Genomic DNA, 13,495 nt, shown 5'->3' on the forward strand with positions numbered 1-13,495 from the left:
GTCGTGCAGGACGTCCTCGGCCCCCATCGTCCCGGCCCGGATCCGGTCCCGGGCCATCGCCGCATCCCCCGGCAGGTCCGGCTTCAGGTCATGGACCGAGACGATCATGCCGTAGTGCTCGGCCACCGCGTCCCGCCCGAACGGCAGCGTCGGATTGGTGGAGGAACCGATCACATTCGGCACGCCCGCCATCTTCAGCACGTTCGGCACGTGACCGCCGCCGCAGCCCTCGATGTGGAAGGCATGGATGGTCCGCCCGTCCAGCACCCGCAGGGTGTCCTCCACCGACAGGCACTCGTTCAGACCGTCGCTGTGCAGGGCCACCTGCACGTCGTACTCCTCCGCCACCCGCAGCGCCGTGTCCAGCGCCCGCGTGTGCGCACCCATGTCCTCGTGCACCTTGAAACCGCAGGCATCGAAGGCGTTGAAGGCGTGCTTCAGCGCCCACGGCGAGTTGACGCCGACGCCCCAGACCGGGCCGAATTCCTGGCCGATGATCGTGGTCACGCCCGCGGCGAGCGAGGCCTCCATGATCCGCGGGGAAAGCAGGTGCACGTGGGTGTCCACGGCGCCCGCGGTGGCGATGAGGCCCTCGCCGGAGACGATCGAGGTGCCGGTGCCCACGACCACGTCGACCCCGTCGAGGGTGTCGGGGTTCCCGGCCCGCCCGATCGCGTGGATCCGGCCCTCACGGATACCGATCGACACCTTCCGGATGCCCAGGACCGCATCGATCACCAGCACATTGCTGATCACGACGTCACAGTCTGCGCGTCGGACTCCACCCGCACGGTGAGCCCGGAGTCGCCGAGCCGGACCCGGTCCCCGGCGCGGGGCCCGAAGACGGAGGCGTACTCGTGCGGGTCGATGTGCCGACTGCCGGGGGCACAGTGGTCGCTGTGCGGGGTCTTCTTGCTCACGACTGGTCTCCGTCCGCGTGCTCGGTGGCGCCTTGGCCGGGGCCCGGGCCCGGCGCCGCGCCCAGGTAGCCGCAGGCCGCCGCCCGCTCCAGGGCGAGCTCCTTGGCTCCGGGGGCGTCCAGGGGGCCGTCGACCAGCCCGGCGAAGCCGATCGCGATGCGGTCGCCGCCGATCGGGACCAGCCCGACCTCGCCCTCCCCGTGGGGGTCGAACCGTACGGACGAACCGGCCGGTACGCACAGCCGCATCCCGTAGGCCGCGGCCCGGTCGAAGTCGAGGCGCGGGTTGGCCTCGAAGAAGTGGAAGTGGGAGGTGACGCTGACCGGCACGGCGGCGGTGTTGCGCACGTGCAGGTGCACGGCCGGCTCCGGCTGGGGGGCGCCGGGACCGGGAACGACCGCGCCCGGGGCGTCCTCGCCGAGCGATGCGGCGCCCTGGATGGGGGACGAGACCACCGCGAGGCGGGACCCGTCGTCGAAGACGGCCTCCACGTGCACCTCGGTGACCACGTCCGCCACGCCGGGCAGGACGTCACCGGGGCCCAGCACGCTGCGGGCCTCCTCGATGGCCTCCGCCAGCCGCTTGCCGTCGCGCGCGGCCTCGCAGACCGTGTCCGCGATCAGCGCGGTGGCCTCGGGGACGTTGAGCTTCAGGCCCCGGGCCCGCCGGGCCCTCGCCAGTTCCGCCGCGCTGCGCAGCAGCAGCCGGTCGCGCTCCGTAGGGGTCAGCCGCACGCCGATCCACCACCTCTTGAGTCGATGGGTTAGAGCATCACTCTAACTCTTCATTTCCTGGGTGGGAATCATTGACCTGGGAGCAGGCCTTGAGTCACATTGAGTGTCGCTCAAACATTGAGCGCCCCTCCGGTTCCCCCGCCGCCCTGCCAAGGGAGTCTCCCCATGCCCATCGAACAGCGCGGAGTCGACACCATCCCCGAGGAGGAGCGGACGAGCGGTCCCCGCGACCTGGTCTCGATCCTGCTCGGCTCCAACCTCTGTCTCGGTGTGATCGTCTTCGGCTGGCTGCCCCCGTCCTTCGGGCTGGGCCTGTGGCCCTCGGTCACCGCCATCGTGACCGGCACCCTCGTCGGCATCGCCTTCACCGCGCCGCTGGCCCTCGTCTCGCTGCGCACCGCCACCAACCTCTCCACCTCCAGCGGGGCCCAGTTCGGCGTCCGCGGCCGTCTGGTCGGCTCGGTGGTCGGCCTGCTGCTCTCCCTCGGCTACACGGCGCTGACCCTGTGGATCGGCGGAGACGTGATGGTCGGCGTCCTGTCCCGGCTCACCGGGCTCCCCGACACCGGGGTCTCGCGGTCCGTGATGTACGGGGCCCTGGCCGCGTTCACGGTCGTCGCTGCCGTCTTCGGCTACCGGCTGCTGCTGCGCATGAGCAAGATCCTCTCCATCGGGATGCTGGTCCTGCTGGCCGCCGGCGTCTTCGCCTACGCGCCGGACTTCACCACCGCCGCACCGCCGGAGACTCCGTACCTGCTCGGCTCGTTCTGGCCGACGTGGCTGCTGGCCGCCGTCGCCGCCGGGCTCAGCGGCCCGGTCGCCTTCATCACCCTGCTCGGCGACTACACCCGCTACATCTCCCCGCGCCGGCACGGCTCCCGCAAGGTGCTGTGGGCCACCGGCCTCGGCCTGCTCGTGGGCCTGCTGGTCCCGCAGCTGTTCGGCACCTACACCGCGCTCGCCGCCAAGGCCGGCGCCGACTACGCCGGGCCGCTGGTCGACGCCGCACCGCTGTGGTACCTGGCGCCGCTGCTCGTCGCCGCCGCGGCAGGATCCGTGGGCAACGCGGGCCTGATGCTGTACTCCATGGGCCTCGACCTCGACGCGATCGTGCCCAGGGCCACCCGGACCACCGCCACGCTGGTCGCGGCGGGCGTGGCCACCGCCTTCGTGTTCGTCGGCTCCTTCGAGTGGGACGTGCAGTCCGCGATGACCTCGTTCGTCCTGCTGCTGACCGCGCTCGGCACACCGTGGGCCGTGATCACCCTCATCGGCTACGTGCGCTGCCGCGGGCAGTACGACGCCGACGCCCTCCAGGTCTTCAACCGCCGCTCCGTGGGCGGGATCTACTGGTACCGGCGCGGCTGGAACCTCGCCGCCACCGTCTCCTGGGCGATCGGCGCCGGGGTCGGCCTGCTCGCGGTGACCACCCCCTTCTACCAGGGCCCGCTGCTCTCCCTCACCGGCGGCGTGGACTGCTCCTTCGTCCTGTCCGGCCTCGTCGGCGCCCTGGTCTACGCGGCGCTGACCACCCGCGGCACGGCGGCCCCGGCGCCCGGGCCCGCCTCCTCCCCGGGCTCGCCCTCGGCCTCGGCCGAGGAGCCGGCCGCCGTGTAGGCCCTCCCCGCACGGCCCGTACGTACGAAGGCCCGCGCCCCTGGATCGGGGGCGCGGGCCTTCGTACGTACGGGAGGGGAACCGCCTAGCCGAGCGGGTGCATCCAGCCGTGGCTGTCGGCGGCGTGGCCGGTCTGGAGTTCCAGCAGGGCCTTGCGCAGGCGCATGGTGACCGGGCCGGGCTCGCCGTCGCCCTGGGTCCAGTCGGCGCGCTCGGACTTCACCGAGCCGACCGGGGTGATGACGGCGGCGGTGCCGCAGGCGAAGACCTCGGTCAGGGTGCCGTTCTCGTTGTCGCGCTTCCAGTCCTCGGTGGTGATGCGGCCCTCTTCGGCGGTGTAGCCGAGGTCGCGGGCGATGGTGAGGAGGGAGTCGCGGGTGATGCCGGGAAGGAGCGAGCCGGTCAGCTCCGGGGTGACGATCCGGTCCCCGTACACGAAGTACAGGTTCATGCCGCCCATTTCCTCGATCCAGCGGTGCTCGACGGCGTCGAGCCAGACCACCTGGTCGCAGCCGTGCGAGGCGGCCTGGGCCTGCGCGACGAGCGAAGCCGCGTAGTTGCCGCCGGTCTTGGCCGCGCCCGTGCCGCCCTTGACGGCGCGGACGTACTCCTCGGAGAGCCAGACCGAGACGGGCTTGACGCCGCCGGGGAAGTACGCGCCGGCGGGCGAGGCGATGACGATGAAGAGGAACTCGTTGGCCGGGCGGACACCGAGGCCGACCTCACTGGCGAACATGAACGGCCGCAGGTACAGGGAGGCTTCGCCGGAGTCCGGGACCCACGCGCGGTCCTGCTTGATGAGTGCGTCGCAGGCCTCGATGAACAGCTCGACGGGCAGTTCCGGCATCGCCATGCGGCGCGCGGAGGCCTGGAACCGCTCGGCGTTGGCCTGCGGGCGGAAGGTGGCGACGGTGCCGTCGGGCTGGCGGTAGGCCTTCAGGCCCTCGAAGATCGTCTGCGCGTAGTGCAGGGTCATGTTCGCCGGGTCGATCGACAGCGGCGCGTACGGGACCAGCTCGGCGTCGTGCCAGCCACGGCCCTCGGTCCACTTGATCGTCACCATGTGGTCGGTGAAGTGGCGGCCGAAGCCGGGGGAGGCCAGGATCGCCTCGCGCTCCGCGTCGGACAGCGGGTTCGAGGAGGGCTTGAGCTCGATCGTGGGCGTCGTCATGAGTGCTTGTCCTTCACCGGTTGTGTATGGCGGACCGCGCTCACGGCGTACTAGGACGTCCGAGCTTCCCCGCATTCCGCGGCCTCGCGTTCGATTATCGCGCGCAAGCAGGCTTCGGTGAAATGGGGGATGCGGCCCAGGGGAGATGGTGACACCCGGGGCCGCACAGGAAAAGCCGCCGGGCATCTTGTTGCCTGGCGGCTTCCCTAGGTGGAGCGGCCAGGATCAGCCGGCTACTCGCGCGGCGAGGGCGTCGCCGATCTCGTCGGTGGAACGGAAGGTGCCGTCGCGCTCCGCCAGGTCGGCGGAGACCGCGTCCTCGATGCGGGCGGCCTGGGTCTCGTAACCGAGGTGGCGCAGCAGGAGGGCGACCGAGAGGATCGTCGCGGTCGGGTCGGCCTTGCCGGTGCCGGCGATGTCCGGGGCCGAGCCGTGGACGGGCTCGAACATGGACGGGAAGGCGCCGGTCGGGTTGACGTTCCCGGAGGCGGCGAGGCCGATGCCGCCGGTCACGGCGGCGGCCAGGTCGGTGAGGATGTCACCGAAGAGGTTGTCCGTGACGATGACGTCGAAGCGCTCGGGCTGGGTGACGAAGAAGATCGTCGCGGCGTCGACGTGCAGGTAGTCCGTGGTGACCTCGGGGTACTCCTGGCCGACCTTGTCGAAGATGTTCTTCCACAGGTGGCCCGCGTACACGAGGACGTTGTTCTTGTGGACCAGCGTCAGCTTCTTGCGGGGGCGGCCGTTGGCGCGCTCGTACGCGTCGCGGACGACGCGCTCCACGCCGTAGGCGGTGTTGATGCTGACCTCGGTGGCGACCTCGGCGGGGGTGCCGGTGCGCAGGCTGCCGCCGTTGCCGGTGTACGGGCCTTCGGTGCCCTCGCGGACCACGACGAAGTCGATCTCCGGGCGGCCGGCGAGCGGGGTGGCCGTGTTGGGGAAGAGCTTCGAGGGGCGCAGGTTGATGAAGTGGTCGAAGGCGAAGCGAAGCTTCAGCAGCAGGCCGCGTTCCAGTACGCCGGACGGGACCGAGGGGTCGCCGATGGCGCCCAGCAGGATCGCGTCGTGGTGGCGCAGGGCTTCGAGCTCCGCGTCCGGGAGGGTCTCACCGGTGCGGTGCCAGCGCTGGGCGCCGAGGTCGTATTCCTTGGTCTCCAGCTTCACATCCTGGGGCAGGACCGCGGTAAGGACCTTGAGGCCCTGAGCCACGACTTCCTGGCCGATGCCATCACCGGGGATCACTGCGAGATTGATGCTGGTCGACATGACGGAACCGTACTCCGTGTCCCAGCCCTCAGACATATTGCGTCCAGCATTTGGACCAATGGGGACGCAACATGTCCGGGCCGGATTGCTGGTCAGTGGCCGGTGGAGCCGCCGTTGTCACGGCGGTCGAGCGCCCGCTGGAGGGCAGCGGCGGCGTTCTTGCGGTCGGCATCGGCGGTGGAGGAGTGGCGGATGCGGCGGACGGCAGCGGTGGTGGGGGTCATGTGGATCGACTCCTTGAGATCACGGCGTGGCTGAGCCACGGATGAGGGGTTCCTTCAAGGCGCCGGAAGAGGCGGGGAGCGGGACGCCGCAGGGGTTGCCTGCCAGGGGCGCGCGCTCTCGACCGCCATTCGCCTGATCGGCGAGACGTTCGGCTCCTACAAAGCTAGGGCAGGTCCCGCTGTATGTCTCCGCAATTACTCGGACTTCCTACTATCTGAGACGCCGAACCCCCTGGAAGAACCCCCGCCGGGGATCCGTTTTCAGGCCTTCTCGGAGCGAAGTTCCCTGATCAGAGCCCTTACGGCCACGGTCGCAGCCGATTCCGGTGTGGTGACGTATCCCACCTGTCTCACCGGCCCCCGGGGGCCCAGACCGGTGATCTCCACCGCGTCCCCGGCCTCGCGCAGCGACAGCTCGGGCATGATCGCCATGCCGAGCCCCCGGCCGACCATCGTCAGCACCATCGCATCGTCCTCCGCCTTGACCGTGGCCCGCGGGATCCAGTCCTGGGACCGCCACCAGTCGCGGGTGTACGAGCCGCAGTTCTCGTCCCAGTCCAGCAGGGGCAGCGCCTTCGGGTCGGGGTGCCCTGCCGGGTGGACCAGTGCGTACGCCTCCTGCCTGAGCACCCCCGTCAGCAGGCCCGGCGCAGTTTCGTCCGGGCCGCCGCCCAGGGTGGCCAGGGCGAGGTCGGCCCGGCCCGCCAGGACCTCCCCGGCCGTGCCCGCGCCGAGCTCGCGGACCACCCGGACCTCGGGGCGGATGCCGGGGTGCCGGGCCGTGAGCCGCTCCAGGGCGGGCGGCAGCAGGTGCAGGGCCGCGCTGCGGAAGGCTGCGATCCGGAGCACCCCCTCGGCCGCGCCGCCCTGCGGCCCGGCCCGGCCGGCGGCGCGCGCCTCCTGCGCGAGGACCTCGTACATCCGAAGGATCCGGCGGGCGTGCCCGACGGCCCGCTCCCCCGCCGCGGTGGGCGAGGCCCCGGACCGCCCACGCTCGAAGAGCACCGCGCCGACCTTGGTCTCGATGCCGCGCACGGCGTGCGAGACGGCGGACTGGGTGAGGCCGAGGCGGCCGGCCGCGGCGGTGAAGCCGCCGGTCTCGGCGACGGCGACCAGGATGCGCAGTTCCTGCGGGAGGAGCTCGGCCACGGGGGCTCTCACCTCGTTCTATGAGCGGGATTCATGGGTGCGGGGCTTCCATGAACCCAACCCCCTGCCCGGCCGCGGGATTCCTTCGTAACTTCAGGGACATGACCAACCGCACCGCTCGCGCCGTCCACCTGAGCGCCCGCCCCGACGGCTTCCCCACCGCCCGCGACTTCACCTACGTGGAAGGTCCGGTGCCGGAGCCGGCGCCCGGCACCGCCCTGGTGGAGAACCTGCTGCTCTCCGTGGACCCGTACCACCGGGGCCTGATGGACGGCGGCGAGGGCGGCTTCGACCTGGGCGCCCCGCTGGAGGGCCGTTCGGTGGGCCGGGTGACCGCCTCCCGGGACCCCGGTCTCGCCGAGGGCGACCTCGTCTTCCACCGCGAGGGCTGGCGCACCCACGCGCTGGTCACCCTCGGCCGGGACGGCACCCGCAAACTGCCCGGGCACGCCGGGGTCCCGCTGGAGGCGTACCTGTCCGTCCTCGGCGGGACCGGCCTGACCGCGTACGCCGCCCTGACCCGGACCGCGGCCCTGCGGGAGGGCGAGGACCTGTACGTCTCCGCCGCCGCGGGCGGCGTCGGCACCGCCACCGGGCACATCGCCCGGCTGCTCGGCGCCCGCCGCATCATCGGCAGCGCGGGCTCCGCGGCCAAGGTCGCCCACCTCACCGGGGCCCTCGGCTTCGACGCCGCCTTCGACTACCACGACGGGCCGGTCGGCGAGCAGCTCGCCGCAGCCGCCCCCGACGGCATCGACGTCTACGTGGACAACGTCGGCGGCGACCACCTGGAGGGGGCGATCGACGTCCTGCGCGAGTACGGACGGATCGCCTGGGTCGGCGCCGTCTCCCTCTACAACGGCGACCGGGCCCCCGCCGCTCCCCGCAACCTCTTCGAGGTCGTACACAAGTCGCTGCGTCTGGAAGGGGTATTGGTTCGCAATCACACCAATCTGCAGAAGGAGCTGGAGGACCTTCTGGTGCCTCATCTGCGCAGCGGCCGGATCGGTACGGATACCACCGTTGCGCAGGGGTTCGACCACACCGTGGACGCTTTCCTCGGGCTCTTCCGGGGCGAGAACCTGGGCAAGATGCTCGTCCGGATCGACGGCTGATTCCAGCCGTCCGGATGTTCACCGAGTTCTTACCGCACGGATGTAGACCTTTGGGCCGCACACCGTCACTCTTGCCGTCAATGTGCCGACGGGGCACGTGAGTTGAAGGCGAGGGGCCAGTGACACCGATCAGCCGCAGGGGTTTCGTCGGAATCGGCGCCGGTCTGGCGGCGGGGGCGGCCGTGCCCGCGATCGCCCCGGGCGCGGCGGCCGCGGCCGCCGCCACTGGCACGATCGCCGACGTGAAGCACGTGGTGGTGCTGATGCAGGAGAACCGCAGCTTCGACCACTACTTCGGCAGGCTCAAGGGCGTCCGGGGCTTCGGCGACCGCGCCGCCGGGAACATCCCGGGCGGCTGGGGCATGTTCAACCAGCCCAACTGGGGCGGCCGGCAGTACCCGTGGAAGCTCTCCGCCACCCCGCCCGCGGGCGGGGCGGACGGGGCGACCCTGGCGCAGTGCACCGGCGACCTCCCGCACAGCTGGACCTCGCAGCACGCCGCCTGGAACAAGGGCCGGATGGACAACTGGGTCACCGGTGTCGCGAGCACCCGCACCCTCGGCCACCTCGACCGCGCCGACATCCCCTTCCACTACGCGCTCGCCGACCACTACACGATCTGCGACGCCTACTTCTGCTCCGCGCTCAGCGCGACCGGCCCCAACCGGACCTTCCTGTGGAGCGGGATGATCGACGCCACCAGCAAGGACGGCGGCGACGAGTCCGGGCTGACCTGGGAGACGTACGCGGAGGCGCTCCAGCGCGCCGGGATGAGCTGGAAGGTCTACCAGAACGCCCAGGACAACTACGGGGACAACGGCCTGGCCTACTTCAAGAAGTTCACGGACGCGGGGCCCGGCGACCCGCTGCACGACCGGGGCATGTCCTCCGTCCCCCGGGTCACCGGCTCCACCCCCGACGACATCGCCGCCGCCATCCGCGCGGACGTCGTCGCGGGCACCCTCCCCCAGGTCTCCTGGGTCGTGGCCAACGAGGCCTTCTCCGAGCACCCGTACGCCCCGCCCGGGGACGGCGCGCACTTCGTGGACCTGGTGTACCGCGCGCTGGCCGCGGACCGGGCGGTCTTCGACTCCACGGTCCTCTTCCTCAACTACGACGAGAACGACGGCTTCTTCGACCACGTCCCGCCGCCGGTCCCCGCGCCCGGCACCCCCGGCGAGTACCTGGACGGCCTGCCGATCGGCCTCGGCTTCCGGGTCCCCATGATCGTGATGTCCCCGTGGACCCGCGGCGGCTGGGTGAGCTCGGAGGTCTTCGACCACACCTCGGTGCTGCGGTTCATGGAGAAGTGGACGGCCGCCCTCGGCACCCCCGCCACCTGTCCGAACATCAGCGCGTGGCGCCGCAAGGTGACCGGTGACCTGACCGGGGTCTTCGACTTCGCGCACCCGGTGTACGGGGTCCCCGCGGGCCTGCCCTCCACCGCCAAGGTCATCGGCCAGGCGACCTGCGCCCCGCTCCCCAACCCGGCGCCGCAGGACAACGCACTCCCGGCGCAGGAACCGGGCACCCGCCCGGCGCGGGCCCTGCCCTACCAGGTGAACGGCAACCTGGACCGCCTGGAGTTCGGCGCTGCCGGCCAGATCGTGGCCTGGTTCTCGATGACGAACCAGGGTGCGCAGGCCAAGCGGGCGGCGCACTTCTCGATCCACCCGCACCAGCACCGGGACACGACGGCCTGGCAGTACACGGTGGACCCGGGCACGGTCGCCACGGACTGGTTCCACATCGGGCTCGGCCACGGCTCCGGCAAGTACGACATCTCGATGCACGGCCCGAACCGCTTCCTGCGGCGCTTCATCGGCGACGCGACGAAGCCGGGCAAGGCCCTGGAGGTCACGGCCCGCTTCGCGGTCGAACCGGGCACCGGCAAGACGGCGGTCTACTTCAAGATGACCAACGCCTCCGCCGCGCCGGTCACCTTCACGATCCGCTCGAACGCCTACCGCACGGACGGCCCGTGGACCTACACGGTCCCGGCGAACTCCTCCCGCGAGGACTTCTTCAACGCGGTCGCCTACCACAAGGGCTGGTACGACTTCACGGTCCTCGCGGGCAGCGACGGCACCTGGTCGCGCCGCTACACCGGCCACATCGAGACCGGCGCCCCGAGCATCACGGGCTCGTAGGCCGCCGCCGCTACAGCACGTCCCCGTCCCGCCAGTCGAAGTCGAGGCGCCCGGCGGGGTCCGGCCGGACCCCGCCCGGTGGCACCCAGACGTACGTGGACCCCTCCTCGTCGGGCAGCGGGACGGGACCGTCCGGCGACAGCGCACCGATCCGCCCGCCCCACACCTGCCAGCCGCGGGCCAGGTACAGCGCGGCCCCCTCCTGCGACGCCGACAGCGCGCCGAGTACGTAGGCCCGCCCGATGACCTGTTCGAGGCCCGCCATCACCTGCCCGCCGAGCCCCTGCCGCCGCAGGCCGGGCCGTACGCCCACCCCCTCGACGTACCCGGTCCGCAGGGCGCGTCCGCGGTGCACGGCCCGCCGCTGCACCACGCTGCCGTGCGCGACGAGCACCCCGTCCGCGGCCCGGACCAGCACGTGCATCCCGCCGAGCGCGTGCTCCATGTCCTCGTCGCCGAAGTCACCCTCGAAGGCCTCGTCGAGCAGGGCCCGGATCTCCGCGATCTCCCCTTCGGCCAGCTCCGAGGTGTGCGCGGTCCGTGTGTCCATCACTGCTCCCGTCGGTGTTCCGGTGACGCGCGTGCCCGGGGACCGTACCAAGGCCGCCACGGACGCCCGTCCCGCATTGCGGACGCCGATGCGCCCTCCACCGGCCGGAATCGGCCGACGCGGCTCTGGCGGGCCCCGGCGGGGGCTCGGCACACTCGCCCCATGTCATCTCAGACCCAGCAGTGGACCCCCACCCACGGTGATCCGTACCGCCCCGTCGCCTACCGGCCCGAGCGGATGCCGAGCCACGAATCCCTGGCGCGCGCGGCCGAGTTGCGGGCCCGGATGGACGAGCGGCGCACCGTACGCCACTTCTCCGCCGACCCGGTGCCCGAGCAGGTCGTCCGGGATGCCATCGCCTGCGCCGCGACGGCCCCGTCCGGGGCGCACCAGCAGCCCTGGACCTTCGTCCTGGTGAAGGACCCCGCCGTACGGGCGCAGATCCGCGCCGCCGCCGAACAGGAGGAGCTGCTCTCCTACGACGGCCGCCTCGGCGACGAATGGCTCGCGGCCCTGCGCCCCCTGGGCACGGACGCGGTGAAGACCCACCTCACGGACGCCCCGGCCCTGGTGGTGGTCTTCCAGCAGCGCCACTGGCTCGGCCCGGACGGCACCAAGCGCAAGCACTACTACGTCGACGAGTCGGTCGGCATCGCGGTCGGCATGCTCCTGTCCGCCCTCCACCTGAGCGGCCTGGCGGCCCTGATCCACACGCCGAGCCCGATGCGCTTCCTGTCCCACGTCCTGAACAGGCCCGCGAACGAGAAGGCCTTCGCGGTGATCCCGGTCGGCTACCCGGCGGACGACTGCGAGGTCCCGGACCTCCAGCGCAAGTCCCTGGACCAGGTCATCGTGGAGGTCTAGGGGGCGGGACCCGCCCGTGGAACTGGGACCGCCCCCGCTCCGGACTTGGGGGTACCGGAGCGGGGGCGGGGTTCAGCGGGGCTGGTCAGCCCATGTGCGGGTAGCCGTACTCGGTCGGCGCGACCAGGGTCTCCTTGATGGAGCGGGTCGAGGTCCAGCGCTGGAGGTTGGTCGCAGCGCCCGCCTTGTCGTTGGTGCCCGAGGCGCGGCCGCCGCCGAAGGGCTGCTGGCCGACGACGGCGCCGGTGGACTTGTCGTTGATGTAGAAGTTGCCCGCCGCGAAGCGGAGCTTCTCCATCGCGTCCGCGGCCGCGTAACGGTCGGCGGCGATGATCGAGCCGGTCAGGGCGTAGGCCGAGACGGACTCCATCTGCGCGAGCATCGCGTCGAAGTCGGCGTCCTCGTAGACGTGCACGGCCAGGATCGGGCCGAAGTACTCGGTCGTGAAGACCTCGTTCTCCGGGTCGGTGCAGGCGATGACGGTCGGGCGGACGAAGTAGCCCTCCGAGTCGTCGTACGTGCCGCCCGCGACGATCTCGCAGGTCGGGTCGGCGATCGCACGGTCGATCGCGGCCTTGTTCTTCGCGAAGGAACGCTCGTCGATGACGGCGCCGATGAAGTTGGTGAGGTCGCGGACGTCACCCATGGCGATGCCGTCGACCTCGGCCGCGAAGGCCTCCTTGAAGCCGTCGTTCCAGATCGAGGCCGGAACGTAGGCGCGCGAGGACGCCGAGCACTTCTGGCCCTGGAACTCGAAGGAGCCGCGGGTCAGGGCGGTCTTCAGGGTGGCGCGGTCCGCGGACGGGTGCGCGACGACGAAGTCCTTGCCGCCGGTCTCGCCGACCAGGCGCGGGTAGGACTTGTACTTCTCGATGTTGTTGCCGACCGTCTTCCACAGGTACTGGAAGGTCTTGGTCGAGCCGGTGAAGTGGATGCCGGCCAGCTCGGGGTGGTTCAGCGCCACCTCGGACACGGCGATGCCGTCGCCGGTCACCAGGTTGATGACGCCCTTGGGCAGGCCGGCCTCCTCCAGGAGCTCCATGAGGAGGACCGCGGAGTGGGTCTGCGTCGGGGACGGCTTCCACACGACCACGTTGCCCATGAGGGCGGGGGCGGTCGGCAGGTTGCCCGCGATGGCCGTGAAGTTGAACGGGGTGATCGCGTACACGAAGCCTTCGAGCGGGCGGTGGTCGCTGCGGTTCCACACGCCGGCGGAGTTCGCGACCGGCTGCTCGGCCAGGATCTGGCGGGCGAAGTGGACGTTGAAGCGCCAGAAGTCGACGAGCTCGCAGGGGGTGTCGATCTCGGCCTGCTGCGCCGTCTTCGACTGGCCCAGCATGGTGGAGGCGGCGAGCTTCTCGCGCCAGGGGCCAGACAGCAGCTCGGCGGCGCGCAGGATGATCGCGGCGCGGTCGTCGAAGGACATCGAGCGCCACGCCGGGGCGGCGGCGAGGGCGGCGTCGACGGCCTCCTGCGCATCGGCCTGCGTGGCGTGGGCGAAGGTGCCGAGCACCGACTTGTGGTCGTGCGGCTGGACCACGTCGAAGCGCTCGCCACCGCCCATCCGCTTGACGCCGTTGATCGTCATCGGGAGGTCGATCGGGTTCTCGGACAGCAGCTTGAGCTGCGTTTCGAGGCGCGCGCGCTCCGGGGTGCCGGGAGCGTACGAGTGGACCGGCTCGTTGACCGGCGCGGGGACCTGGGTCACAGCATCCATGGGGCTGGTAACTCCTTG

The 13,495-nt window shown here is 71.5% G+C and carries 11 protein-coding genes and 1 pseudogene; 4 read left to right on the forward strand and 8 right to left on the reverse strand.

What is annotated here, in order from left to right:
* Together IO30_RS41435 and ureA are read right to left on the reverse strand one after the other, a co-directional pair.
* A pseudogene (locus IO30_RS41435) lies at positions 1–869 on the reverse strand (amidohydrolase family protein); the annotation flags it as partial.
* A 47-nt stretch (positions 870–916) separates the two neighbouring features.
* Positions 917–1,654, reverse strand: coding sequence for an urease subunit gamma (ureA, locus tag IO30_RS0136025; RefSeq protein ID WP_031150244.1), 738 nt, complete (start codon positions 1,652–1,654; stop codon positions 917–919).
* 165 nt (positions 1,655–1,819) lie between these two features.
* Here ureA and IO30_RS0136030 point away from each other — a divergent pair, with 165 nt between their 5' ends.
* A complete protein-coding gene (locus IO30_RS0136030; RefSeq protein WP_037896190.1) occupies positions 1,820–3,271 on the forward strand; it encodes a cytosine permease in 1,452 nt (483 codons plus the stop codon).
* 85 nt (positions 3,272–3,356) lie between these two features.
* Here the strand turns inward: IO30_RS0136030 and IO30_RS0136035 are convergent, their stop codons facing one another.
* From IO30_RS0136035 to IO30_RS0136050, 4 genes are all read right to left on the reverse strand, one after another.
* Positions 3,357–4,442, reverse strand: coding sequence for a branched-chain amino acid aminotransferase (locus IO30_RS0136035; protein ID WP_031150248.1), 1,086 nt, complete (start codon positions 4,440–4,442; stop codon positions 3,357–3,359).
* A 225-nt stretch (positions 4,443–4,667) separates the two neighbouring features.
* Positions 4,668–5,708: a 3-isopropylmalate dehydrogenase gene (locus IO30_RS0136040; RefSeq protein ID WP_031150250.1), complete on the reverse strand. Its 1,041-nt coding sequence runs from the start codon at positions 5,706–5,708 to the stop codon at positions 4,668–4,670.
* Between the two features lie 92 nt (positions 5,709–5,800).
* The gene (locus tag IO30_RS47785) at positions 5,801–5,932 is read right to left on the reverse strand and encodes a hypothetical protein (RefSeq protein WP_267886449.1); all 132 of its coding nucleotides are present in this window, start codon (positions 5,930–5,932) and stop codon (positions 5,801–5,803) included.
* Positions 5,933–6,193: 261 nt separating this feature from the next.
* On the reverse strand, positions 6,194–7,081 hold the full coding sequence (locus tag IO30_RS0136050; protein ID WP_031150252.1) for a LysR family transcriptional regulator: 888 nt from the start codon (positions 7,079–7,081) through the stop codon (positions 6,194–6,196).
* 101 nt (positions 7,082–7,182) lie between these two features.
* On the opposite strand from IO30_RS0136050, the gene IO30_RS0136055 reads away from it, so the two are divergent.
* Positions 7,183–8,196 (forward strand): NADP-dependent oxidoreductase, encoded by a 1,014-nt coding sequence (locus tag IO30_RS0136055; RefSeq protein ID WP_031150254.1) that lies wholly within the window; start codon positions 7,183–7,185, stop codon positions 8,194–8,196.
* Positions 8,197–8,315: 119 nt separating this feature from the next.
* Complete coding sequence (locus IO30_RS0136060; protein ID WP_031150256.1) at positions 8,316–10,346, forward strand: phosphocholine-specific phospholipase C; 2,031 nt, start codon at positions 8,316–8,318, stop codon at positions 10,344–10,346.
* Between the two features lie 10 nt (positions 10,347–10,356).
* Here the strand turns inward: IO30_RS0136060 and IO30_RS0136065 are convergent, their stop codons facing one another.
* On the reverse strand, positions 10,357–10,896 hold the full coding sequence (locus IO30_RS0136065) for a GNAT family N-acetyltransferase (protein WP_031150258.1): 540 nt from the start codon (positions 10,894–10,896) through the stop codon (positions 10,357–10,359).
* A gap of 162 nt (positions 10,897–11,058) precedes the next feature.
* Here IO30_RS0136065 and IO30_RS0136070 point away from each other — a divergent pair, with 162 nt between their 5' ends.
* Positions 11,059–11,760 (forward strand): nitroreductase family protein, encoded by a 702-nt coding sequence (locus IO30_RS0136070; protein WP_031150260.1) that lies wholly within the window; start codon positions 11,059–11,061, stop codon positions 11,758–11,760.
* 85 nt (positions 11,761–11,845) lie between these two features.
* Here the strand turns inward: IO30_RS0136070 and pruA are convergent, their stop codons facing one another.
* Positions 11,846–13,477, reverse strand: a complete 1,632-nt coding sequence (pruA, locus tag IO30_RS0136075) for an L-glutamate gamma-semialdehyde dehydrogenase (protein WP_031150262.1) — start codon at positions 13,475–13,477, stop codon at positions 11,846–11,848.
* Positions 13,478–13,495 lie beyond the last annotated feature (18 nt).

Source organism: Streptomyces xanthophaeus (assembly GCF_000725805.1).
In the GTDB taxonomy this organism is placed as follows: Bacteria; Actinomycetota; Actinomycetes; order Streptomycetales; family Streptomycetaceae; genus Streptomyces; species Streptomyces xanthophaeus.